The sequence below is a fragment of the Natrinema sp. CGMCC1.2065 genome (genome assembly GCF_051225675.1).
In the GTDB taxonomy this organism is placed as follows: domain Archaea; phylum Halobacteriota; class Halobacteria; order Halobacteriales; family Natrialbaceae; genus Natrinema; species Natrinema thermotolerans.
The window spans coordinates 17,904-40,702 of the sequence record NZ_JBPJSJ010000003.1 but is presented as its reverse complement, the minus strand read 5'-3'; the positions used below and the strand labels follow the sequence as shown (position 1 = coordinate 40,702).

Below are 22,799 nucleotides of genomic sequence, written 5' to 3'. Positions count from 1 at the left end.
GTGAATACAATGGCAGAAAGCTTCTATTCCCACATCAAGGACGCATGGAAGGACCCCGACGACGGCAAGCTCGGGGAGCTACAGTGGCAGCGCAAACAGGAGTGGCGCGACCAGGGCGCCATCGAGCGCATCGAGCGCCCGACGCGACTGGACAAGGCACGCGAACTCGGCTACAAGGCCAAACAGGGCATCGTCGTGGTCCGGGTCTCGGTCCGGAAAGGGACTGCCCGGAAGGAACGGTTCACCGCCGGTCGGCGCTCGAAGCGCCAGGGTGTCAACCGCATCGGGCGGCGCAAGAACATCCAGCGCATCGGTGAGGAACGCGTCTCCCGGAAGTACCCCAACCTGCGCGTTCTCAACAGCTACTGGGTCGGTGAAGACGGCTCGCAGAAGTGGTTCGAAGCGATCCTCGTGGACCCGAACCACCCCGCAATCGAGAACGACGACGACCTCAGTTGGATCTGTGACGACGATCACACCAACCGCGCGTTCCGCGGCCTCACCAACGCCGGCAAGGCCAACCGCGGTCTGAACAACCGCGGCAAGGGCGCGGAGAAGGTCCGTCCCTCCAACACCGGCGGTCAGGGACGCGCGAAGTAACGCGCAGCCACGACGGTAAACCAACACGTTTCTTTCGCGACCGACTTCGACAGCGGCTGCGCTGCCGTGTCCACGTGAGGCCGCCCGCGCAGACGAGGTGGGCACGATTTCGAGTCCCACCGAAAGCGACCGAACGGACGCTGGCGGCAACTCCCGTACCGTCGGATTCAGAGGTGGACTTATTCGGTAGGCCGATGTACCAGCGCGCATGGCAGACAACGTCCTCGTGGCGGTCGACGACTCGAACCAATCGACGGAAGCCCTCGAGTTCGCTTGTCGCGAGTATCCCGAGGCGACGATCACCGCGATTCACGTCCTCGATCCGGGCGACTTCTACGCCGTGACCGGTGTGGAGGGGACCGCGATGGCCAACTACGACGAGATACAGGACCATCACGAGGAACGGGCCGAGAACATCCTCGAGACGGCGCGAGAGCAGGCCGCAGACCACGGGCTCGAGATCGAGACGGACCACGTCGTCGGCGGCGTCTCGCGGACGATCGTGGATTACGCGGCCGAACACGACATGGACCACATCGTGATCGGGAGTCACGGTCGGACCGGCGCGAGCCGCATTTTACTCGGGAGCGTGGCCGAGACGGTCGCTCGGCGGTCGCCGGTCCCGGTGACGATCGTTCGCTGATCCGGCCGCCGCTCGCTCGAGACGAATCGAACGAACAGTGGCCGCTACCGAGCGATAGAATCGGCTCAGTGGGTACGATAGCGACAGCGGAGAAGACGTGATCGGTCGGCTTACGCCGAGATGGTCTGACTTTCCTGTTCGCTCTCGGTCGAGCGCATATCCAGATCGGCCATCAGCGCGTCGATGGCCTCCTCGGGGTCGGTCTCGGAGTCGAAGACCCGATCGAACCCCATCTCGCGGAAGAACTTGCGGGTCTCCTCGAAGTCGTCCTGTCCGACGGCGAGGTTGCCGCCGATGTAGGTCGTGACATCGAGGTCGGACTCGGCGATTCGCTGGTGGAAGCCCTCACAGTCCTGTTTGGCGTGGCCGTAGAGCGACGAGACGAGTACAGCCTCGGCATCGTTGGCGGACGCGGCTTCGACGAACTCCTCCTGGGAACTCTGAACCCCCAGATTGACGACGTCGAATCCGGCTGCCTCCAGCGCCTGTTCCAGGATGGTGATCCCGACGACGTGAGCGTCGGAACCGATCACGCCGAGGATGACTGTCTCGGTCATGTGCGTACCACCACAAACTGGAGGGACCACCATAAACCTAATGATTAATAATGTGCCAATCGTTCACACGGTTCCCCTCGGGCGGTTTCTCGAGGCGTTTTAACGAACGCGGCGTCGAAAACAACGCTTTCACGTTTCCGGTCTGGAACACTGCGCGTTCGTTCCGTCGACGGACGAAATGCAGGGCGGGCGGTCAGTCGTTCGTTACCCGGTCCGTCGTCGGGGCGACGCTCGTGAGCGCACCGACCGGCGCATCGGTCCGACCGCGGGCGCGTTCGATACCGTCCTCGCCGGCGGCGATGAGCGCGAAAACGCCGGCGACGTCGGCTTCGGCGGTGTGAGCGATGTCCAACAGGAGTTCCTGCGTCTCGCCCGAACGGATGAGGTCGTCGACGACCAGCACCGACTCGCCGGGATCGATGGCCGAGGCGGGCAGGTAGTAGGTGAGTTCGATCCCCGACTGCAGGCGCTGGCGGGCCTCGATGAACTCCTCGACGGCGGTCTCCTTGCTCTTTTTCGCGTAGGCACAGCGGACCCCGTAGTAACTCGCGAGCGCGGCCGCGAGCGTGATCCCGTCAGTCGCGGCGGTGAGAACCACGTCCGGTCGATCGAAGTCGAACCCGTTGGCCACGACGGGCGCGGCCAGATCGAGGAACGGCTGGTCGAAGACGGTCGCGCTGTTGTCGACGTACCCCTCGTCGTCGACAGCGATTCGCGCGTCGAGTTCCGCCGCCAGCGCCTCCCGACCGAGTTCCTCGACGACCTCGCGCGCGCGATCGGTTCCGGGGAGAACGTGCCCGTTGACGTAGCGGTTGAGATCGCCCGCCGGAAGCCCGGTCGTCTCGGCGAGTTCGTCGTAGGTCCGGGTCTCCTTTAACATCCGCAGTACGTCGACCGCTCGCAGCTGGAGGGCTGCTTTCTCGGCTCTGTTCATACAGATATGCACGATTCCGTAACTATGGGTATTACGATCGAAGACATGCCGTCGATCACCACAGATATGTGTTGTCCGCGGCGGCCGCCGGCAAGCCGACTCGAAATCACATGCCCCGTGATCATTCTGAGTCTCCACCGGCCGATGGGTTTCATCACGCTCGAGGCACCATAACTGCGGAACGACGTCGAAAGAGCGGTCACCAGCGCCAGCTCATGATCGAGATCGAACGTCTCGAGCATGTCCGTTCATATCCACGTGTCGCCAGGGTACCGATGCTCTTTTGATCGGTCGGCACAGTCGTCGAGCGATGTCTGCTGTGGGCGTCGTCACGAATCAGTGGGCCTCGGTTGTAGATATCCTCTACTGTTTCATCGCACTCAACCAGAAATTATCATGATTAGAAATAGCTAGAACGAATGGGACATTAGCAACCAAACAGTCATCAAACTTACAATAATTGGTTTGTCACCTTCATATATTTCATTCTGTGTTATAATATAAGATAGATGCTATTATATAATTGCTAACTATTTGTATGAATGCGATGAGAAAAAGACCAAGTAGACGTGCGATACTTCGATCGACAGGTGTTACACTTACTGCGCTCTCGGCCAGGATTCATCGGAGGCACCTACTCGGGCAAGGGAGTCGGTATCGAGGTCGATGGCTACCACATGGCCTACGATAACGGTCCTACCGGTGATGAAACGGAATGGACACCAACGGCGACGACGGGAATTATGCTCGAGAAAGGACCGAGTTCGTCGATTACACTCGGCTCTCCGCGATGTTTACATACGTCTGGAAAGGGAGTCGAACGAAACCAGATATCTCGGTTGGATATCCGCCGTCGTTCGATATCTCGGCAAACTCAGAGCGATTCGAAGCGTACCAGCGCTTCCAACATACTCGAGGTGCAGACGACACTGACCGAGATACGTTCGAAATACGGGTCGACGAGGTACTCTAATCGACCATACTGATTGATAATTAATTGTATTTGACTCCTTGATTCAGCACGTTCACTTACACTCGATGATATTATTATGAGACAGGATAGAGAGCCATCTAACCATTTATGAACGAAAACAAATTGCACTATCGGCGTGGATTTGTCGGGATTGTAGCAACTACGGTAATTACTGCAACTGCCGGCTGTCAAGACTTGCTCTACGACGAGGAACATAAATATGAGAATAAAGCACAGATTGTGCTAACCAATTCATATTACGAGAACGAGACGACGACGTTCGAATTTACAGCCAGAGCGGAGAACGGCACCGTCATCTACGAAGACAAACGCGAAGTGACAAAGAGTCATTCATTTATCACCGACCCGATCCCCGATGAGATCCGTACTGTCGAGTACCGAACCGATGACGGTGCAAACGGTGTCGTTTCTGTACCTACCGAACCGGAATGTCCACCACATCCGAGCATTCCCCGGGGAATCATCCTTTACTATGGAGATGAGCGGGAGATGACGTATCGAGAAGAAGTACCCAGCTGTGACTAACTGCACGCGGATAAATTCACGAACACCGAGGTCAACATTGCAGTACAGCCTGCGACGCTACTCGTCCTGCAGGAAGTCCGGCTCCGTCCGCTGCTCGTCGCGCTCGGCCTCGAGGTGCTCCCGGAATTCGTCGATCTCGACGTCGTACTCCTGGTCCTCGAAGCGGTCCCGCACCGAGATGTTGCCGTCTTCCTCCTCGTTGTCGCCGACGATGATCTGATAGGGGACGCGGTCGTCGTGGGCCGCGCGGATCTTCCGTTCCAGCGTACTGTCGCGGCCGTCGACTTCGACGCGGAAGTCATCGAACTCGTTTGCCACGCGGTGGGCGTAGCCGAGGTTGTCGTCGGAGATCGGCAGCACCCGGACCTGCTCGGGCGCGAGCCACAGCGGGAATCGGCCCTCGTAGTGCTCGATGAGCATCATGAAGAACCGCTCGTAACTGCCGTAGAGCGCGCGGTGGATCATGACCGGGCGGTGTTCCTCGTTGTCCTCACCGACGTAGTTCAGGTCGAACCGCTCGGGCATGTTGAAGTCCAGTTGGACCGTGGGGCCGTCCCACGAGCGGCCGATGGCGTCCTCGAACGCGAAGTCGATCTTCGGGCCGTAGAACGCGCCATCACCCTCCTCGACCTCGTAGTCGTGGGCGCGGTTCTCGAGGACGTTCTCGAGTTGCTCCTCGGCGCGGTCCCAGATCTCGTCGCTGCCGACGGACTTCTCGGGACGGGTCGCAAGCGCCATCTCGTAGTCGAGGTCGAACGTCTCGAGGACGTCGGTGATCATGTCCATGATCTCCTCGACCTCCTGTCTGATCTGGTCGGGCCGGATGAAGAGGTGGCCGTCGTCGATCGTGAAGGCCCAGACCCGCGAGAGTCCCGAGAGTTCGCCGCGCTGCTCTTTTCGGTAGACCTTGCCGTTCTCGGCGTAGCGGATCGGCAGGTCCCGGTAGCTCCAGGAGTGGTCCTGGAAGATGGCGGCGTGGCCGGGACAGTTCATCGGCTTCAGACCGAACTCGTCGTCGCCGACGTCGAAGATGAACATGTCGTCCTGATAGTTCTCGTAGTGGCCCGACCGGTGCCAGAGGTCCGTCTTGAAGACGTGAGGCGTCTCGACGTAGTCGTAGCCCGCGTCCTCGTTTAAGTCCTTGACGAACCCCTCGAGTTCCGAGAGGACGGTCTTCCCGGCGGGGTGATACAGCGGCAGTCCGGGGCCGGTCACGTCCTGGATCGAAAAGAGATCCATCTCGTTGCCGATGCGGCGGTGGTCCCGCTTTTCCGCCTCCCGTTTGCGCTCGAGGAAGTCCTCGAGGTCGCTCTCGTCCTCGAAGGCGGTCCCGTAGATGCGGGTCTGCATCGTGTTGTCCTCGTCGCCGCGCCAGTAGGCCCCGGCGATCTCGAGCAGTTCGACGACGCCGATCTCGCCGGTCGAGTCGACGTGGGGGCCGGCACAGAGGTCCTCCCATTCGCCCTGTTTGTAGAACGTGACGGTGTCGTTCTCGTCGGCGAACTCAGAGAGCAACTCGAGCTTGTAGGGCTCGCCCGCGAGGCGTTCTTCGGCCTCGTCGATCGAGACGACCTCGCGCTCGATGTCGTAGTCCTCGTCGATGATCGACTCGATCTCGGCCTCGAGGTCGGCGAGGTCCTCCTCGTCGATCTCGAGGTTGTCGAAGTCGTAGTAGAAGCCCTCGTCCGTCGGCGGGCCGATCGCGAGTTTGACCGCGTCCTCGTCGTAGAGGCGCTCGACCGCCTGTGCGAGACAGTGGGCCGCCGAGTGGCGCATGACCTCGAGGTACTCCTCGCTACCGTCGGTGATGATCTCGAGTTCGGCACCGTCGTAGGCCGGTTCCTCCTTGGCGACGAGGTCGCCGTCGAGCTTGCCGGCGACGGTGTCGCTGCCGAGGCCGGGGCCGATCTCGTACGCACAATCCTCGACGGTGGCGTCGTCGTCGACCTCGAGTTCGGAGCCGTCGGGCAGTACGACCGTTATCCGTTCCTGTGACTGGGAATCTGATTCTGACATGGGTGTAGCTGGTGTGGGTGTTGTAACTGCGTGGAAAACGCCGGTGGCGTGTCCGTCGACGGGCGAGCCGATCCCACCGTCTGTCGGTCGATCACGGCCGACACAACAAACGGTAGGTGTGAGTTAGAAGCGGGCATGAGCCCGGCGTGTAAAACGGACACCTACCATCGTGGCTACGCGTAGTCTCGAGTGGGGTAAAAGCGTTGTGATGGTATGCGATGGGGGCGTTCGAATCCAACGCGTGGCGGTACGACGGGGACCGAGCAGGTCGTGTGGTGAGTAACGAAACCGAACTTCAATTCGAAGAGGACGGTAGCACGTCACCGTCTCAGAGGAGATACTGGAGGTTTTCGTGGAGAAGAATCAACATCATTATGGCCAAAATGAGGCTCGCGATCACTTTTCCAAGCCCGTATATGCCGTACTCGAACGCGGTCCATCGTTTTGATCTGTCGTAGATGACGAATTCGGATTCGTTCGGTCCGGTATCGACGATTATCTCATCAGTCCCCCACCCGGTATCGGTCCGCTTGTAGCCTGTAATGTAGACCGTGTCGCCGATATCCAGTCGGCGTTCGACGAATCGATTGTGGTTCCGTAGGAAATGCGATATTACGGGATGAATCAGCGTGTCCGGCGGTCGTGTTTCCGGATGCCGTTGCATGTACTCCTTGACCGGCGTCGGGGTATCGCTCAGCGGCGCGTTGTAGTACGATTCCGGCGTTAATTCGAACGTCGCACCGGCCGGATCGACGAGTACCCGTCCCGTTTCGTCTTCGACGTAGAATTTCGTGTACTCCGTCCCCTCGTCGAGTACGTCGAATTTCCCGTCGTCCGACCGCCGCGCGTCGTCCGGACCCGAACCCGGCCTCCCCTGCGCGCTGTACGTGTATACGAGGCAGTCCGTTTCGGTGAAAAGCCCGGTAACGGTTCCGTGTTCGTCCGATGGAATCGCCGTTCCTTCCACTTCGATCGGTCCTCTTTGGGCGGTAATTTCGTCGATGGATTGTGGAGTAGTGGTAACGATCGTCCAAAACGTTTGCAGATCACGCGCGCCGAGGTAGCAAAGATAGACTGCAAAGACCAGAAATGCGGGAATGAATACAATAATCAGAAAGAGGACTACTACGATCTCAGCCATCGTCCGATGTATTGTTATATAATCTAAATTTAGATAATATAAATAGTAGTGTTTCTGTCGAGAGCGATGGTACGGTTTCAGTATCGACACACCGTGGTGGCACAGTAATTCCGCCGAGTCGCTTCGAAAGAGTATCAGGTACCGGTACTCGTTTTTCCCTTCCCATTGACGATGGGATATGCGCGCCAAGGCCGTCCTTTTCGACTTCGACAACACGTTCTATCCCTACGCGCCGTGTAATCGAGCAGGGAAAAACGCCGCTCGAGAGGCCGCGCGGGAACTGGGCTACGACTTCGATCGCGAGGGGTTCGAGGCGTTCTATCAGACGGGCCGGCGGGCGATAAAGCGCGAAGTGCCCGGCACGGCGGCATCTCACGATCGGTACCTCTACTTCAAAGGCGCGCTCGAGCGCCACACCGGCCGACCGAAGCCGACCGAGGCGCTCGCGCTCGGCGAGGCATACTGGACGGCGTACATCGACGCGATGGAACTCGTTCCGGGTGTCGAGGCGACCCTCGAGTCGCTTCGGGACCGGGGGATCGACGTCGGGATCGTCACGAACTTCACGGCGCGAACCCAACTCGAGAAACTCGAGGCGGTGGGGCTCGGTGACGATCTCGACCTGCTGGTGACCTCCGAGGAGACGGGCCGCGAGAAACCCGGCTCGGTCATGTTCACCCTGGCGCTGTCGCGCCTCGATCGTCGCCCGTCCGAGGCGGTGATGGTGGGCGACAACGTCGAAGCCGATATCGTCGGGGCCAACGCGGTCGGCCTCGAGACGGTGCTGTTCAGCGCCGACGGTGACGACCCCGACGGGCCGCTCGAGGGCGACCGGGAACCGGACCATCGGATCGATTCGGTCGCGGCCCTGCCGGAGGTGGTGCTGTGATCCTCGAGCCCGAACGCCGGGCGGTGGTCGAGTCCGCCCCGGAACTCGCGGAACTGACGCCCGGGCGAACGGGTAATTTGAGCGTTCGCGACGGCGAGCGCGGCGACGCCTTCGCGGTCACGCCGACCGGCGTCCCCTACGATGGTTTCGGCGTCGAGGACGTCCCGGTCGTCGGGACCGACGGCGAGGTCCGCGACGGGCGGATGGCCCCGAGCAGCGAGGTGCCGATGCACGCCGCGATCTACCGGCGCGAGGACGTCGGCGCGATCGTCCACACCCACTCGCCGTGGGCGACGACCCTGGCCGTCGCCCACGAGCCGCTCCCGCCGGTCCACTACATGATCGTCGCGGTCGGCAAGCGCGTCCCGGTCGCCGAGTACGCGCCCTACGGTACCGACGAACTCGCAGCGAACATCGTCCGGGCGATGGCCGAGGCCGAGGCGACCGCGACGCTCGTCGAAAACCACGGCCTCGTCGTCACGGCGTCGGACATAGAGACCGCGCTCGAAAACACGCATCACGTCGAGAGCCTCGCGCGCCTGTACCTCCAGACCCGCGCGGCCGGCCTCGAGCCGACGACGCTCTCGGACGCGCAACTCGAGACGGTCCTCGAGAAGTTCGAGTCCTACGGGCAGTAGCCGTCGATCCCTGACGAATTCACTGCGAGTCGAGCAGGTCGCTCGCGGTCACCAGCGCCTCCATCTCGATGCCGGCGTCTTCGACGTTCTCGCGGCCGCCTTCCTCTCGGTCGACGACGACCAGCGCGCGCTCGACGGTCGCGCCCGCCTCCCGCAGCGCCTCGACGGCTTCGACGAGGCTCGTCCCCGTCGTCACGATGTCCTCGACGACGACGACTTCCTCGCCGTCCTCGAGGCGGCCCTCGACGAGGTTGGCCGTCCCGTACTCTTTGCGCTGCTTGCGCGCGATGACGTAGGGGACGCCGGCCGCGACGCTGGTCGCCGCCGCCAGCGGGACCCCACCGAGCGCGACGCCGCCGAGTTTGTCGTCGGGTGCGAGCCGCTCGGCGAAGGCCTCGCTGATGGCCTCGAGACAGTCCGGCTCGGTCTCGAAGAGGTACTTGTCGACGTAGTACTCGCTGGTGCCGCCGTGGGAGAGTTCGAACTCGCCGAACTGCACGGCGTCGGCCGCGCGGAGGGCGTCGATGAGGTCCTGATTCGTCATGCTCGAGAGGGCGCGCCGGACCGAAATAAGCGGTGTGGAACGCGGCCGACGGGCGCGATGGAATCGGGTTCGTGCCGCGGTCACCGGGAAGCAGCGGGTTCCCGGCTGCCGCTGCAGGTAGGTTTTTGTCCTCCGAGAGAAGTGTGCCCCACGATGACACCATCCAGATCCGACGAGCCGCATCCGGACGTACAGGCGTTTCTCGAACTCTACAAGTCGCTCGACACCCCCGAGTTCAGCGAGATTTCGCCAGTGGAGGCCCGCCAGATGTTCGAGGAGATGCGCGTCACTGACGAGCCCGACATCGAACTCGCGTCCGTCGAAGATCACACGATCGACGGGCCACACGGCGACCTCGTCGTCCGGAGCTACGACCCCGGCACCCAGGGCGAGGACCGGCCGCTGATCCTGTACTTCCACGGGGGTGGGTGGGTCGTCGGAAGCGTCGATACCCACGACGGCGTCTGCAGGAAACTGGCCAACGACACCGGGTACCCCGTCGTCAGCGTCGACTACGGGCTCGCGCCGGACCACCCGTTCCCCGAGGGCCTCGAAGATTGTTACGCCGCCCTCGAGTGGGTCGCCGAGGAAGCTGACGAACTCCGCGCTGATCCGGACAGGATCATCGTGGGCGGCGACAGCGCCGGCGGCGGCCTCGCGGCGGGACTGTCGCTGCTCGTCCGGGATCAGGGCGGCCCCGACATCGCCTATCAGCTGCTGATCTACCCCAGCGTCGGCGACGCGCCCGCAACCGAAGCCTACGAGGAGAACAAAGAGGGCTATTTCCTCACCGAAGCGGACATGGAGTGGTTCCGGGACCACTACTTCGAGACCGAGATCGAGATGGGGAATATCTACGCCTTCCCCCTGTTCGCGGCCGACCTCTCGGGGCTGCCGCCCGCGACGGTCCTCACCGCCGGCTTCGACCCGCTTCGCGACATCGGTGCGAACTACGCCGACCGACTCGAGGACGCGGGCGTCCCCGTCGAGTACCACAACTACGACGACATGATCCACGGGTTCTTCAGCATGATCTCCGATCCCATCGACCTCGATCGCGCCCACGAGGCCTACGAGGCGGCCGTCGCGGACATGCGGGCGGAACTGGAGTAAGCGGCCGCGAACGCTCGTTTTCGCCGCCGGTACTCGCGTCGGCTCCGAGCGCCGTCACTCGAGCGAGCGCTCGACGACCGAGACGCCCTCGAGCGCCGCCAGTTCCTCGAACACGCCCGCGAGATGGGCGGGACCGCTGCCCGCGAGACCGATCGTCACGGGCGTTCGGTTGGGGTCGTCGACGGCGGTCCGGCGGGCGCGCTCGAGGACGTCGAGTTCGGCCCCTTCGGATTCGACCGTCTCGACCACTGTCCCGACCGCCGTCGGCCAGCCCGCGAGCGCGAGTCTGGCCTCGGCGTAGCGCCCGAGTTCGTGGAGGCCGGTCCGAGTCAGTTCGGCGTGGTCAGTGAGATCGACGTTGCCGCCCGAGACGACGACTGCGACGCGGTCGCCCTCGAGGTCGAGATCGTCCGAGAGCGCGGCGGCCAGCGGCGCGGCCCCGGCGGCCTCGGCGACCGTCTTGGCACGTTCGGCGAGCAGGGTCACGGCGGCGGCGATCCTCCGGTCGCTCACGCTGACGACGTCGTCGACGACCTCGCGGGCGATCTCGAAGGTCGTCTCGAGCATGCGCGCGTCGGCGATCCCCTCCGCGACGGTGTCGACCGTCTCGAGTTGGCGGATCTCGTCGGCCTCGAGTGAGGGCTTGGCGTGGGCGGCCCCCTCGGGCTGGACACCGATCACCCGCGTTTCGGGGTCGATCGCTTTCAGCACCGTGCCGATGCCGCCGATGAGCCCGCCCCCGCCGATCGACACGAGGACGGTGTCGGTCCCGGGGAACTGCTCGCGCAACTCGAGGCCGATCGTCCCCTGGCCGGCGACGACCGCCTCGTCGTCGAAGGGGTGGACGAACGTTTCGCCGGTCTCGGCGGCCCGCTCGAGCGCGTACTCGTAGGAGCGCTCGTAGATCTCGCCCTCGACGACGACCGCGGCCCCGTAGCCGCGGGTGGCCTCGATCTTCGCGGCCGGGGTGATATTGGGGACGACGATCGTCGTCTCGATCCCGAGCAGATCGCCGGCCAGCGCCACGCCCTGGGCGTGATTGCCCGCGCTCGCAGTGATGACCCCCGCCTCGCGCTCCGCGGCCGAGAGTTGGGCCATCCGGTTGTACGCCCCGCGGATCTTGAACGAGCCGGTCCGCTGGAGGGGTTCGAGTTTGAGCCCGACCGAGGCCGCCCCGCTCATCTCGGCGAAGGTTCGCGAGGTGTCGAGTGGGGTCCGATGGACGACGTCTGCGATGCGCTCGCGGGCGGCCTCGACGTCCGCGAGCGTGACGGGCATTTCGTCGGCACCGCTCTCCTCGCCGCCCCCGTTCATTCACCGGCCTCCGCGCTCGCGTCGTCGGCCGGCGTCGCGTCCCCCGTGTCGACCTGTGGGACCGGATGCCGGGCCTCGAGTTCCCGGATCGTCCCGACCAGGACGTCGACGCCGTGCTGGAGGCTCCGTTCGTCGACGTCGAAGGTCGGCGTGTGGTGGCTCGTGGGATGGTCGGTGCCGACGATCATGTACGTTGCCAGCCCGCCGTCTTCCTGAACCCGTTCCATCAGGAAAGTCGCGTCCTCGCTCGCGCCGAAGTCGGCGGCCGGCACCACGTGGTCGATGCCCGCGACGCCGCCGGCGACCTCGCCCACCAGCGCCTGCAGTTCGGGATCGCTGTCGGCCCGGGGTGACTCGCTGACCACCTCGACGTCGGCCCGGCAGCCGTGCATCTTTGCCGCGGACCGCATCGTCCGCTCGAGGCGGCGTTTCATGTACTCCATCAGCTCGGTGGTCTCGCCGCGGGCCTCGGCTTCCATGTGGGCGCGTTCGGCGATGACGTTGCTCGCGGTGCCGGCCTCGGCCTTGCCGACGTTCACCCGCGTCATCCCGTCGCTGTGGCGGGGGATCCCGTAGGCGTTGACGATCCCCGCCCCCATGGCGTGCATGGCGTTTGCCCCCTCGTTCGGGGCCTTTCCCGCGTGCGCGGAGGTCCCCTCGATCGTCACGTCGACGTGACACATCGCCAGCGGCTTCTCGATCCCGGCGATCACCTCGCCCGTGGGATGGTCGAGGCCGACGTGGACCGCGAGCAGGTAGTCCAGGTCGTCGGCGAACTCGCTTTTGGCCATCGGACAGCCCCCGCCGCCGGTCTCCTCGGCGGGCTGGAAGAAAACCACCAGTCGGCCCGCGAAGTCGCTCTCGGCGATGGCCTCGAGGACGGCCAGCCCCCAGGTCATGTGGACGTCGTGGCCGCAGGCGTGCATCGTGCCCTCGATCTCCGAGCGAAAGCCCTCGTCGACGGGGTCGTGATCCGGGTCGGTCGATTCCTCGATGAACAGCCCGTCGATGTCGACGCGTAGGCCGATCGTCGGCCCCTCGCCGCGCTCGAGGACCGCGACGGCACCCGTATTGCCGCCGGTCATCCGCTCTAAAAGCGCCTCGTCCGCGCCGCGCTCGCGGGCGCGCTCGACCCACGGCTCGAGGTCAGCGTCGGGGACGGCCATTCGGTCGGCGGGGTCGTAGGCGTCGGGGCCGACGGCCAGTTCGTCGACGCCGATGGTCCGGATCTCCTCGACGAGACGGGCCGTCGTGAGGTACTCGCGCCACGCGGGCTCGGGGTGGCGGTGGAAGCTGCGACGAACCGTCACGAGTCGGTCCTGGATCGGCTCGGTCATGCGAGAGGCTGACGCGCCCCAGGGACTTAATTATACACAATGAGTGTGTACGACGACTACACAAAAAGGATAAGGGAATCGATGACGATCGTCGGACAATGAGTCCGGAGCCGGACGTTGTCGTTCTCCGCGAGGGAACGGAAGGGCTGTCGATGGAATCGTACGCCGAGCGACTGCGCGAGCGACTGCCGGACCACACCGTCGCGCTCGCGCGGACGCCGAAAGAAGAGCGCGAACTGATCCCGCAGGCCCGGGTCGTGACCGGGATCTCGATCGACGAGGCGCTCCTCGAGCGGGCCGATCGGCTCGAGTTGTTCGCGTGTACGTTCGCCGGCACCGATCACGTGCCGATGGACGCGCTGGCCGACCGCGGCGTGACCGTGACGAACGCGGGCGGTATCCACGCCCCTGGGATCGCCGAGCAGACGATCGGGAACATGCTCGTGTTCGCCCGCCGGCTCCACGAGGGGTGGCGGCGCAAGGAAAACGGCGAGTGGCGACACTTCCAGTCTCAGGAGTTCACCGACAGCACCGTCACGGTCGTCGGGCTGGGCTCGATCGGACAGGCGGTCGTCCAACGGCTTGAGGGGTTCGAGGTCGAGACGATCGGGATCCGCTACACCCCGGAGAAGGGCGGACCGACCGACGAGGTACTCGGGTTCGACGAGGACGACGTCCACGAGGCCTTCGCCCGGAGCGACTACGTGGTCCTTGCGTGCCCGCTCAACGACCTGACCCGCGGGCTCGTCGGCGAGGCGGAACTGGCGACGCTCCCCCCGAACGCCGTGATCGTCAACGCGGCCCGCGGTGGCATCGTCGACACTGACGCGTTGCTTTCGGCGCTACAGTCCGAGGGGATCCGCGGGGCGGCCCTGGACGTCACCGACCCCGAACCGCTGCCGGCCGATCACCCGCTGTGGGACCTCGAGAACTGTCTCATCACGCCCCACACCGGCGGTCACACACCCAAACACTGGGATCGGCTGGCTGACATCGTCGCGGGCAACCTCGCAGCGCTCGATGCGGGCGGCGAGATCGAAAACGCCGTCTTGCGGCCGGCATCGTCCGAGTGACCGTCACTCGTCGTCGGCGTGATCGTCGGTCGTCTCGAAGGGGACCGTCGGGGACGCCCCATCCGGTCGAGTCGACTCGCCGAACCCGCCGCTCAAGACGTGCGCAAGCGTTTCGTCGACGCGTTCGTCGGTCTCGGTGACGCGGTCGGGATCGGCCTCGACGACGAAACCGGAGGAGATGTTCGGCGCGGTCGGAATAAAGAGGACGGGCCGTCCGTCGGGAGTCGTGTGGCCGGTCTTGAACGCGGGCACCTCGACGCCGTTCCAGTTCTCGACCCTGACCGGTTCCTGCAGCGCCTGTTCCTCGCCGAACGTGGTTTCGGCGGCGACTTTCGACGCGTTGTAGATGACGCGCAACCCCGGAACGCGGTTCGCGACGTGGTCGACGCCGCGCGTGAAGAGGTCACCGACCGTGGTCCGGGTCAGAAACCCGACGACGACCGTCACGAGGGAGAACAACACGAGCGGAACGATCGCGTGCGAGACGTCGACGACCAGCGACCGGGTCGGCGCGTGCGTGATCACCCCGCTCAGTACGGCGTCGATCGGGACCATCGGCACGATGCCGGTCACCAGCGCGTAGACGCGGTAGAGAACGTACAGCGTGACGAGTATCGGACCGATGACGATCAGTCCGCTCGCGAACTCGCGCTTCCACGCCATTGTCGGAGTATGTGACCGGCGGGACATGAGCGCTTCCCTTCACGACCGCGCTCAGCCGGGCGGCAACCGATTCGAGCTGCCGCTGGCGGCCGAGGCCGACTACGGCCAGAGGCCGCGCGTCTCCTTCGCTTCGGCGATCCGGGACAGCGCGACCACGTAGGCGGCGTCGCGCCACGTCAGCCCCTCGGCGTCGACTACGTCGCGGACATCGGTCCAGGCCTCGAGCATGTGGTCCTCGAGTTCCTCGTTGACCCGTTCGAGGGACCACTGGCGGCGGTTGATGTCCTGGAGCCACTCGAAGTAGGAGACGGTGACGCCGCCGGCGTTCGCGAGGATGTCAGGGATCACCGGCACGTCCCGCTCCTCGAGGATGGTGTCGGCCGCGAACGTCGTCGGGCCGTTGGCCCCTTCGACGACGATGTCCGCGGCGATCGCGTCGGCGTTGTCGGCGGTGATGACGTTGCCGACCGCGGCCGGGATCAGGACGTCGACGTCGAGTTCGAGCAGTTCCTCGTTCGTGAGCCGACGGACGCTATCGTCGCCCTCGAGGTCGTTCGCGAAGCTGGTGACCGCTTCGGGTTCCTCGTGGTGGGAGGGGATCGCCTCGACGTCGAGCCCGTCGGGGTCGTAGACCGCGCTGTTGACGTCGGAGACGGCGACGATCGACGCGCCCCACTCGTGGAGCAGGCGGGCGGCGTTGGCACCGACGCTGCCGAAGCCCTGCACGGCGACCGTGGTCTCGGAGGCCTCCCGGTCGTAGTACTGGATCGCCTCGCGAGCGGCGATGGCAGTCGAGCGGCCGGGAGCCTCCTCGCGGCCGTAGGAGCCGCCGATAACCGGCGGTTTCCCGGTGACGACGCCGGGGATGGTCTCGCCCTGTTGCATCGAGTAGGCGTCCATGAACCAGGCCATCGTCTGGGCGTCGGTCCCCATGTCGGGGGCGGGCACGTCCTTCGTCGGCCCGACGGCGTCGCGCAGTTCCTCGGCGAACCGGCGGGTGAGCCGCTCGGTCTCGTCGTCGGTCAAGGACTTGGGATCGACGGCGATTCCGCCTTTCCCGCCGCCGAAGGGCAGGTCCATCACCGCGCACTTCCAGGTCATCCACATCGAGAGCCCGGTACACTCCTCCGCGCTGACCTCGGGGTGGTAGCGCAGGCCGCCCTTGTAGGGGCCGCGGACGTCGTCGTGCTGGGCTCGGTAGCCGGTAAAGACCTCGACGGTCCCGTCATCGCGCTCTAAGGGGACCGATACCTGCTGGACCCGTGTCGGGTGTTTCAGTCGCTCGACGACGCCGGGGTCGACGTCGACGTGGGTCGCGGCCCGCTCGAGCTGGCGGCGCGCGGTGACAAGCGCCGAGGCGGGTTCGTCCGTTGATTCGTTTTCCGTCGCGGGTGATGAGGTAGTCATCAGTCTGCTAGTCGTATCGAAGACAGTAGTATGGTTGGCGTTCCATGGTCGGTGTGGATCGCGTTACGTCGTGAATAACTCCCGTGGGAAGTCGGCCAGTGTCTCCGCGCCCGTACTCGTGACGCGGAACGTCTCGCTGATCTCCATCCCGATCTCGTCGGTCCAGATGCCGGGAATCATGTGGAAGGTCATGTCCTCCTCGAGGACGGTCTCGTCGCCGGGACGGATGCTCGCGGTGTGTTCGCCCCAGTCCGGCGGGTAGCCCAGCCCCATCGAGTAGCCGATCCGGTCCTCCTTCTCGAGGCCGTACTGGGCGATGGTCTCGCGCCAGGCCTTCTCGACCGCCTCGCAGGTGACGCCGGGTTCGACGGTGTCGAGCGCGGCCTCGATCCCTTCGACGACGATGTCGGCGGTCTCCTGGAGTTCCGTGGGCGGGTCGCCGACGAACGTCGTTCGAGCCAGTGGGGAGTGATACCGATGGCGGCAACCGGAGAGTTCGATGATGACCGGATCGCCGTCCTCGAACTCGCGGTCGGTCCAGGTCAGATGCGGCGTCCCGGTGTGGTCGCCCGAGGGCATCAGCGGGACGATCGAGGGGTAGTCACCGCCGTACTCCTCGGTGCCGGTAATGAGTTGTTCGTAGATCGCGGCCGCGGCCTCGTACTCCGGAACCCCCTCCTCGATGACGTCCAGCCCCGCCCGCATCGCGTTCTCGGAGATGCGGGCGGCCTCGCGCATGTACTCGAGTTCCTGCTCCGATTTCTTGATCCGGACCCATCCCACGAGAAGCGTCGCGTCCTCGAACTCGGCCTCGGGGAGGTTTTCCTGCAGTCGGGTGTAGGACTTCGCGGTGAAGTAGGCCGCGTCCATCTCGAGGCCGATCCGGCCGTCCGCGACCTCGAGTTCCTCCAAGACGCCCGCGACGTAGTCCATCGGGTGGAGGTCGTGGGGGGAGTGGACGTGATCGTCGCTGTAGGCGCGGATGCTGTCGTCGCCGAGGTGGGTCGTCGCCCGCGCGCCGCCACCGTCCATGTCGCGGCCGATCCAGACCGGTTCGTCGCGGTCGGGCGTGACGACGACGGCCTGATGGACGTAGAACGACCAGCCGTCGTAGCCGGTCAGGTAGTTCATGTTCGCCGGATCGGCGACGACGATGGCGTCGAGATCCTCCTCGCGCAACCGCTCTTTGGTCCGTTCGACCCGTCGCTCGTATTCGGCCTCGTCGAAAATATGCTCTCGTGGCATGGTAACAGGACCTCTACGAAGAGCATCGGCAAGTAGTAATAAAATCTTTTCGTGTATAGTAGATACAGATACTGTTTACTATGGGGCGGGTCGGGCGGGCAGCGACGGACCGGACCGTCGGCCACAGCCGGCTCGAGGGCGAGGCAGCCGTCTCGAACCGGTCGGCCCGTCCGATCGAACCACCGGCCGTTAAGACACGTCGGCTCCTTCCGGCCGATATGGCAGTACTCGAGACGCTCGTGATCGCGTTCTGGGCGATGTTGCCCGCGTACGTCCCCAACAACGCCGCGGTGTTGGCCGGCGGCGGTCAACCGATCGACGGCGGCCGGACCTGGGGTGACAAGCGGGTACTCGGCGACGGGAAGACCTGGCGCGGGACGGCGATGGGCGTCGCGGCGGGCCTCGCGCTCGCGGCCGTCTTGACGGTCATCGCGGGCGATGTCAGTAGCGCCCTCGGCTTCGACGTGCCGGCCTTTACCCCGCTCGCGGCGCTCGGTCTCGCCGGCGGCGCGATGCTCGGTGACATCCTCGCCTCCTTTCTCAAACGCCGGACGGGCCGCCAGCGCGGCGCGATGTTCCCCGGCCTCGACCAGCTCGACTTCGTCGTCGTCTCGCTGCCGCTCGTGGCGCTGCTCGACTTCGAGTGGTTCCGCGAGTGGTTCACGCTCGAGGTCATCCTCGTCGTCGTCGTCCTCACCCCGATCCTGCACGTGACGACGAACATGGCCGCGTACAAACTCGAATTAAAGAACGAACCGTGGTAATCGAGTCGCAGTAGGGCGACGGACGACGCCGGTTTTTACGCGACCGTCGCGCTCGGACCGACGGCCTCGATCGCCTCGCAGAAGATGTCGATGCCGAGTTCGATCTCGCGTTCGGTCGAGTCCAGCGGCGGCAGCAGCCGGATCGTCTTCTTCCCGCAGCCGAGCGTGAGCAGCCCGCGCTCGAGGGCCGACTCGACGACGGCGTTGCGGCGTTCGGGGGTGTCGAACTCGACGGCGAGCATCAGCCCCTTCCCGCGGACGTCCTCGACGTGGTCGGGCGCGTCGTCCCGGAGGAGTTCCGTCGCCTGTTCGCCCCGTCGGGTGGCGTTATCGAGCAGGTCGTGGTCCTCGATGGCCTCGAGCGTGAACGCACCCATCATCGAGCCGAGCAGGTCGCCGCCGCCGAAGGTCGAGCCCAGCCGGTTCTTCTGACTGGGGAAGACCTCCGACCGGGAGATCGTCGCGCCGACGCGCAAGGCCTTCGCGCTGGCGATGACATCGGGTTCGATCGGGTAGTGATCGGAGGCCCAGATCTCGCCGGTCCGGCCCACGCCGGCCTGGATCTCGTCGACGACCAGTGGAATGTCGTACTCGTCGGTGACGGCGGCCACTTCCTCCATGAACGCCTCGCTGGGGAAGCGGTAGCCGCCGACGCCCTGGATCGGCTCGAGCGTGAGGAAGGCGATCTCGTCGGGGTCGACGTGGCCGCCCTCGGGCGCGAGCATATTGCGGAGCTGCGAGCCGCCGCCGGCGAAGAACCCGCAGTCGCAGCTGTCGGCGTCACAACCCCGGTCGGCGCAGAACGGTACCGTCTCGATCCCGCTGATCTCGGGGTAATGGCGCGTGTAGACGTCCTTGGACTTCGTCAGCGAGAGCGTGCCGAGGGTACGGCCGTGGAAGCTCCCCGAAAACGCGACGCCGTATTTGGCCGGCGCGCGGTAGTCGTTGGTGATCTTCATCGCGTTCTCCATGGCCTCCGCGCCGGAGTTCGAGAGGAAGACCGTGTCCATGCCGTACTGGCTCGAGACCTCGGTCAGTTTCTGCATGAGGTGACTCGAGCCGGGGAACTCGGCCTCGTCGGGACTGGGCCCGGAGCCGAAGTACATGTCCTGGCCCGCGATCTTCATCGGTTCGACGAGGTCGAACTCGCGGACTTTCTCGAGGACCTTCTCGTTGTTGTAGCCCAGCGGTGCCGCGCCGATGTGACAGGTGAAATCGAGCAGGACGTTGCCGTCGACGTCCGTGACGAAGGGCCCGTCGGCCTCGCGGGTCACGTCCCAGACGAACTCGTGGGAGTATTCGCTGGGCGCGGAGTACTCCTGATGGAAGTCGACCCACTGCTGGGCGTTCGGCCCGGGAAGCGCGTCCGCATCGGGTTCCGCCGTGTCCCTATCCATACACAGTTTATGTGTACCTCGTACATTAAAACTTGTTATAGATTGGCGAGGGTGTGTGGTCGCGACGGCGAAAAAGCGGACAGCATGACGGCCGGTGATAGCCGCGGGCCGGCCGCGGCGGCGTCGACGCGGTCAGTCATCGTCCGTTTCGACGGTGCCGGCGGGGCCGGACGGCGAGTCGGCGTCGGGCTGCTGACTCGAGCCGATCAGGACGGTCTCGTCCTGCAGGAGGACGCGACCGTGGCTCGAGCCGAAGTCCTTGATCAGCGAGAGCATCGCGGCGAAACAGACGAACGCGAACGGTGCACCGGTGATGATGACCGCGTTCTGGAGCGCGCTCGTTCCGCCCTCGCCGCCGATGATCATGAGGATCGCCGCGGTCATGCCGAGGACGACGCCCCAGAAGACCCGATTAATGGTGGACGGCCTCGCTTTGCCACCGGTCGTCATCATCGAGACGGCGAGCGTCGAGGAGTCCGCCGACGTGATGAAGAACGTCGTCACGAGGATCATGAAGGCGATCATGAACACCGTCCCGAGCGGGAAGGCGTCGAAGAGGATGAAGCCCGACACCTCCGGCGTCCCGTTGGCGATCACGGTGCTGAAGTCGGCCGTTCCGTTGTGGTGGTATCGCAGCGCGGTGCCGCCGACGAACGTGAACCACGGGATGGTCGCGGCCGAGGTCGCGCCGATGCCGGTGAAGGCGACTTCGCGGACGGTCCGGCCCTTGGAGATGCGGGCGATGAACAGGCCGGCGAACGGAGACCACGAGAGCGCCCACGCCCAGTAGAAGACGGTCCACGAGTTCATCCATGTCGTCCCACCGTCGGAGCCGGTTCCCGTGTAGAGGCTCATGGACGTGAAGTCGGCGATCATGCCGCCCATGGCCTGCGAGCCCAGCAGGAGCAGGAACAGCGTCGGGCCCAGAATGAACGTCGCGGCCATGAGGATGACGAACAGGATCATGTTGAAGTTCGACAGCCGGCGGATGCCCCTGTCGACGCCCAGCACCATCGAGATGGTAAACAGGAGCGTCATCGTGGTCACCACGAGGAGGATGCCGACGTTCCCGAGGTCGATCCCCCACTGGTAATTGAGTCCGGCGATGAACTGGCTGCCGATGAAGCCGAGCGAGGTGGCCACGCCGCCGATCGTCGCGAAGACGGCGAGGATGTCGACGACCTTCGCGGCCGGGCCGTCGAGGTTCTCCTTCCCGATTATCGGCGTCAGCGCCGACGAGACCCGGAGCGGGACGTCATCGTAATTGTACGCGAAGTAGGAAATAGCGAGTCCCATGATCGTGAAGACAGCCAGCTGGGGCAGCGCCCAGTGGAACAGCGTCTGCTGAATCGCGATCGGGATCGCCTCGCTCGTCCCGCCCTCGACGCCGAACAGCGGCGACGGGTTATTGTAGTAGAACAGCGCTTCGGTCGGTCCCCAGAAGACGACCCCTGCCGCGAACCCGGCGGAGTACAACATCGCGAAGTACGACAGGAAGCTGTACTCCGGATCCGAGTCCCCCATCTTGATCCGCCCCCACGGCCCGACGATCAGGAACAGCAGGAAGAGGACGATCAAGAACACGATCACCAACAGCGCCCAGTTCAGGTGCTCGACGACCCAGCCGTACACGGTGTTGATCGTCTCCGTGACAGCACTCTGGTTGATGAAGAACGCCACGATCACGCCGGCGGTCAGCAACGCCCCGAACGCGAAGACGATCGGATCGATCTCCTCGAGGAACTCGTCGACCATCCCCTGATCCGCGTCGCTCATCCGACCTCACCCCTGTGGATCGCGCGATGGCACGTTGGTTGCCCCGTTCTCCACCGACCGTTCACCATGCTGCGCAATGGCATACCGCGACCATTGACGCCGTATACAATAAGTGTTTCTCACTCGCAGAGATAATAAACGAATTGCGTTTATCCAATACTTCGCCAGTGAAATCGATTGAATCGCCCGTATAGTTAGACATTCGTCTGATTTTTGCTTATTGAAGTGTCGATCTCAACTCTACAGAAGATCGAGGGAGAAGATAGCGAACTAACGACCCGATCAGAAAGCGTGTTCGCGAACGGAGGACGGTGACGGCCGAGACGACGGCGTCCGCCGGGCGTACTGCCTTGCGGACGGGGTCGATCCGTTCAGTGAGAGGGCGGCCGTGTCGGCCCCGCGATCACTGCCGACTCGAGCCGAGCGCCGGACGACTGCGTGCCGAAAACGGAATTCGATGACGGCGTCTCATACGGTCTGTCGTAACGATTTCCCGGCGCAACCGCGCCCGTCCGGCGGTTGCACCGGAACTGACGGACAGCGGTCCGTCTCAGTCCGTCAGCTCCTCGACGGCTCGCTCGCGGGCCTCGGTGCTTTCGGTCACTCGATCGGCGAACTCGTCGACCCGGTCTTTGATCTCCGCCCGCGTTTCCGTCGGCGAAAAGTCGTCGGACATCGTCAGCAGGCGGACGAACGCCCGGAGTTCCTCGTCGGTGAGCTGGGCGAACTCCTCGTTTTCCAGTTTGTCGACGACCTCGTCGACGTCGATCTGGCCGACCGGATCGACGTTGAACTCGACGTTGACCATCCGATAGTTCGAGCCCGCCAAGCGCTGTTCGGCCTTGCCGACCCCCTCCGAGAGCATGTCCTTGAACGGCGTGTGATACCCCATCGTCCCGAGATGGAGGAACGCGAGCATGTCCGTGATCCCCTGCGTGTAGGCGTCGCGTTCGTCGTCGTCGGGGTCGAAGACCGTCTCCCGGTCGCGTTCCTCCATGTACTCGAAGAGAATGCTGAAATCGAGAACCGCGTTGCGCACCCGCCGCCGAATGCGGTTTCGCTTCTGTTTCTTGGAGTGGTCGGTGTAGTCGGTCTTCCGGCCGAGCAGGAAGTCGCGGTCGGAGGGCGTGAGAATCCCGCGCGGGCGATCCGAGTCCGCCGCCGTCCGCAGCGACTCCGGCACGTCGTCCTGGCTCATACGTGACACACGGTGGGCCCGCGAATTAATA

General features: G+C 64.4%; 22 protein-coding genes. 8 read left to right on the top strand and 14 right to left on the bottom strand.

What is annotated here, in order from left to right:
• Positions 1–9 precede the first annotated feature (9 nt).
• Both ACSBP4_RS05130 and ACSBP4_RS05125 read left to right on the top strand, forming a co-directional pair.
• Positions 10–600, top strand: coding sequence for a 50S ribosomal protein L15e (locus ACSBP4_RS05130; protein WP_006180099.1), 591 nt, complete (start codon positions 10–12; stop codon positions 598–600).
• 208 nt (positions 601–808) lie between these two features.
• On the top strand, positions 809–1,243 hold the full coding sequence (locus ACSBP4_RS05125; protein WP_373631861.1) for a universal stress protein: 435 nt from the start codon (positions 809–811) through the stop codon (positions 1,241–1,243).
• A gap of 110 nt (positions 1,244–1,353) precedes the next feature.
• Here ACSBP4_RS05125 and glmS read toward each other — a convergent pair whose 3' ends face one another.
• The 3 genes from glmS to ACSBP4_RS05110 all read right to left on the bottom strand — a co-directional run bounded on the left by glmS (position 1,354) and on the right by ACSBP4_RS05110 (position 2,976).
• Positions 1,354–1,800, bottom strand: a complete 447-nt coding sequence (gene glmS, locus ACSBP4_RS05120; protein WP_006180101.1) for a methylaspartate mutase subunit S — start codon at positions 1,798–1,800, stop codon at positions 1,354–1,356.
• Between the two features lie 193 nt (positions 1,801–1,993).
• A complete protein-coding gene (locus ACSBP4_RS05115) occupies positions 1,994–2,734 on the bottom strand; it encodes a phosphoribosyltransferase family protein (RefSeq protein ID WP_006650923.1) in 741 nt (246 codons plus the stop codon).
• Entirely contained in the window at positions 2,731–2,976 is a 246-nt protein-coding gene (locus ACSBP4_RS05110) for a hypothetical protein (protein ID WP_049966014.1), read from the bottom strand. The genes ACSBP4_RS05115 and ACSBP4_RS05110 overlap by 4 nt, the downstream gene beginning before the upstream one ends.
• A gap of 839 nt (positions 2,977–3,815) precedes the next feature.
• Here ACSBP4_RS05110 and ACSBP4_RS05105 point away from each other — a divergent pair.
• Positions 3,816–4,253, top strand: a complete 438-nt coding sequence (locus tag ACSBP4_RS05105; RefSeq protein WP_373631858.1) for a hypothetical protein — start codon at positions 3,816–3,818, stop codon at positions 4,251–4,253.
• Between the two features lie 57 nt (positions 4,254–4,310).
• Here ACSBP4_RS05105 and thrS read toward each other — a convergent pair whose 3' ends face one another.
• Together thrS and ACSBP4_RS05095 are read right to left on the bottom strand one after the other, a co-directional pair.
• Positions 4,311–6,269 (bottom strand): threonine--tRNA ligase, encoded by a 1,959-nt coding sequence (gene thrS / locus ACSBP4_RS05100; RefSeq protein ID WP_049966012.1) that lies wholly within the window; start codon positions 6,267–6,269, stop codon positions 4,311–4,313.
• Positions 6,270–6,597: 328 nt separating this feature from the next.
• A complete protein-coding gene (locus ACSBP4_RS05095; RefSeq protein WP_373631856.1) occupies positions 6,598–7,410 on the bottom strand; it encodes a hypothetical protein in 813 nt (270 codons plus the stop codon).
• Positions 7,411–7,588: 178 nt separating this feature from the next.
• On the opposite strand from ACSBP4_RS05095, the gene ACSBP4_RS05090 reads away from it, so the two are divergent.
• The gene (locus ACSBP4_RS05090; RefSeq protein WP_049966010.1) at positions 7,589–8,299 is read left to right on the top strand and encodes an HAD family hydrolase; all 711 of its coding nucleotides are present in this window, start codon (positions 7,589–7,591) and stop codon (positions 8,297–8,299) included.
• Positions 8,296–8,937, top strand: a complete 642-nt coding sequence (locus ACSBP4_RS05085) for a class II aldolase/adducin family protein (protein WP_435551555.1) — start codon at positions 8,296–8,298, stop codon at positions 8,935–8,937. Before ACSBP4_RS05090 ends, ACSBP4_RS05085 begins: the two co-directional genes overlap by 4 nt.
• Positions 8,938–8,956: 19 nt before the next feature.
• On the opposite strand, the gene pyrE is transcribed toward ACSBP4_RS05085, so the two are convergent.
• Complete coding sequence (pyrE, locus tag ACSBP4_RS05080; protein WP_049966008.1) at positions 8,957–9,481, bottom strand: orotate phosphoribosyltransferase; 525 nt, start codon at positions 9,479–9,481, stop codon at positions 8,957–8,959.
• 153 nt (positions 9,482–9,634) lie between these two features.
• On the opposite strand from pyrE, the gene ACSBP4_RS05075 reads away from it, so the two are divergent.
• On the top strand, positions 9,635–10,594 hold the full coding sequence (locus ACSBP4_RS05075; RefSeq protein ID WP_435551554.1) for an alpha/beta hydrolase: 960 nt from the start codon (positions 9,635–9,637) through the stop codon (positions 10,592–10,594).
• A 54-nt stretch (positions 10,595–10,648) separates the two neighbouring features.
• Here ACSBP4_RS05075 and ilvA read toward each other — a convergent pair whose 3' ends face one another.
• On the bottom strand, positions 10,649–11,908 hold the full coding sequence (ilvA, locus tag ACSBP4_RS05070; protein ID WP_435551553.1) for a threonine ammonia-lyase: 1,260 nt from the start codon (positions 11,906–11,908) through the stop codon (positions 10,649–10,651).
• Positions 11,905–13,245, bottom strand: coding sequence for an amidohydrolase (locus tag ACSBP4_RS05065; RefSeq protein ID WP_435551552.1), 1,341 nt, complete (start codon positions 13,243–13,245; stop codon positions 11,905–11,907). The genes ilvA and ACSBP4_RS05065 overlap by 4 nt, the downstream gene beginning before the upstream one ends.
• Before the next feature lie 98 nt (positions 13,246–13,343).
• Here ACSBP4_RS05065 and ACSBP4_RS05060 point away from each other — a divergent pair, with 98 nt between their 5' ends.
• Complete coding sequence (locus tag ACSBP4_RS05060; protein WP_049966004.1) at positions 13,344–14,318, top strand: NAD(P)-dependent oxidoreductase; 975 nt, start codon at positions 13,344–13,346, stop codon at positions 14,316–14,318.
• Between the two features lie 3 nt (positions 14,319–14,321).
• Here the strand turns inward: ACSBP4_RS05060 and ACSBP4_RS05055 are convergent, their stop codons facing one another.
• The 3 genes from ACSBP4_RS05055 to ACSBP4_RS05045 all read right to left on the bottom strand — a co-directional run bounded on the left by ACSBP4_RS05055 (position 14,322) and on the right by ACSBP4_RS05045 (position 17,633).
• Positions 14,322–14,981: a DUF502 domain-containing protein gene (locus ACSBP4_RS05055; RefSeq protein ID WP_435551551.1), complete on the bottom strand. Its 660-nt coding sequence runs from the start codon at positions 14,979–14,981 to the stop codon at positions 14,322–14,324.
• A gap of 99 nt (positions 14,982–15,080) precedes the next feature.
• On the bottom strand, positions 15,081–16,388 hold the full coding sequence (gdhB, locus tag ACSBP4_RS05050; protein ID WP_006651182.1) for a glutamate dehydrogenase GdhB: 1,308 nt from the start codon (positions 16,386–16,388) through the stop codon (positions 15,081–15,083).
• Between the two features lie 63 nt (positions 16,389–16,451).
• Positions 16,452–17,633 carry a M24 family metallopeptidase gene (locus ACSBP4_RS05045; RefSeq protein WP_435551550.1) on the bottom strand — a complete coding sequence of 394 codons (1,182 nt, stop codon included), beginning with the start codon at positions 17,631–17,633 and terminating at the stop codon, positions 16,452–16,454.
• 218 nt (positions 17,634–17,851) lie between these two features.
• On the opposite strand from ACSBP4_RS05045, the gene ACSBP4_RS05040 reads away from it, so the two are divergent.
• The gene (locus ACSBP4_RS05040) at positions 17,852–18,397 is read left to right on the top strand and encodes a CDP-2,3-bis-(O-geranylgeranyl)-sn-glycerol synthase (RefSeq protein WP_006651180.1); all 546 of its coding nucleotides are present in this window, start codon (positions 17,852–17,854) and stop codon (positions 18,395–18,397) included.
• Between the two features lie 35 nt (positions 18,398–18,432).
• On the opposite strand, the gene ACSBP4_RS05035 is transcribed toward ACSBP4_RS05040, so the two are convergent.
• The 3 genes from ACSBP4_RS05035 to ACSBP4_RS05025 all read right to left on the bottom strand — a co-directional run bounded on the left by ACSBP4_RS05035 (position 18,433) and on the right by ACSBP4_RS05025 (position 22,768).
• Positions 18,433–19,794, bottom strand: coding sequence for an aminotransferase class III-fold pyridoxal phosphate-dependent enzyme (locus ACSBP4_RS05035; protein ID WP_435551549.1), 1,362 nt, complete (start codon positions 19,792–19,794; stop codon positions 18,433–18,435).
• A gap of 132 nt (positions 19,795–19,926) precedes the next feature.
• Complete coding sequence (locus tag ACSBP4_RS05030; RefSeq protein WP_049966001.1) at positions 19,927–21,570, bottom strand: BCCT family transporter; 1,644 nt, start codon at positions 21,568–21,570, stop codon at positions 19,927–19,929.
• Between the two features lie 550 nt (positions 21,571–22,120).
• A complete protein-coding gene (locus ACSBP4_RS05025) occupies positions 22,121–22,768 on the bottom strand; it encodes a hypothetical protein (protein WP_066304054.1) in 648 nt (215 codons plus the stop codon).
• Positions 22,769–22,799: the final 31 nt, after the last annotated feature.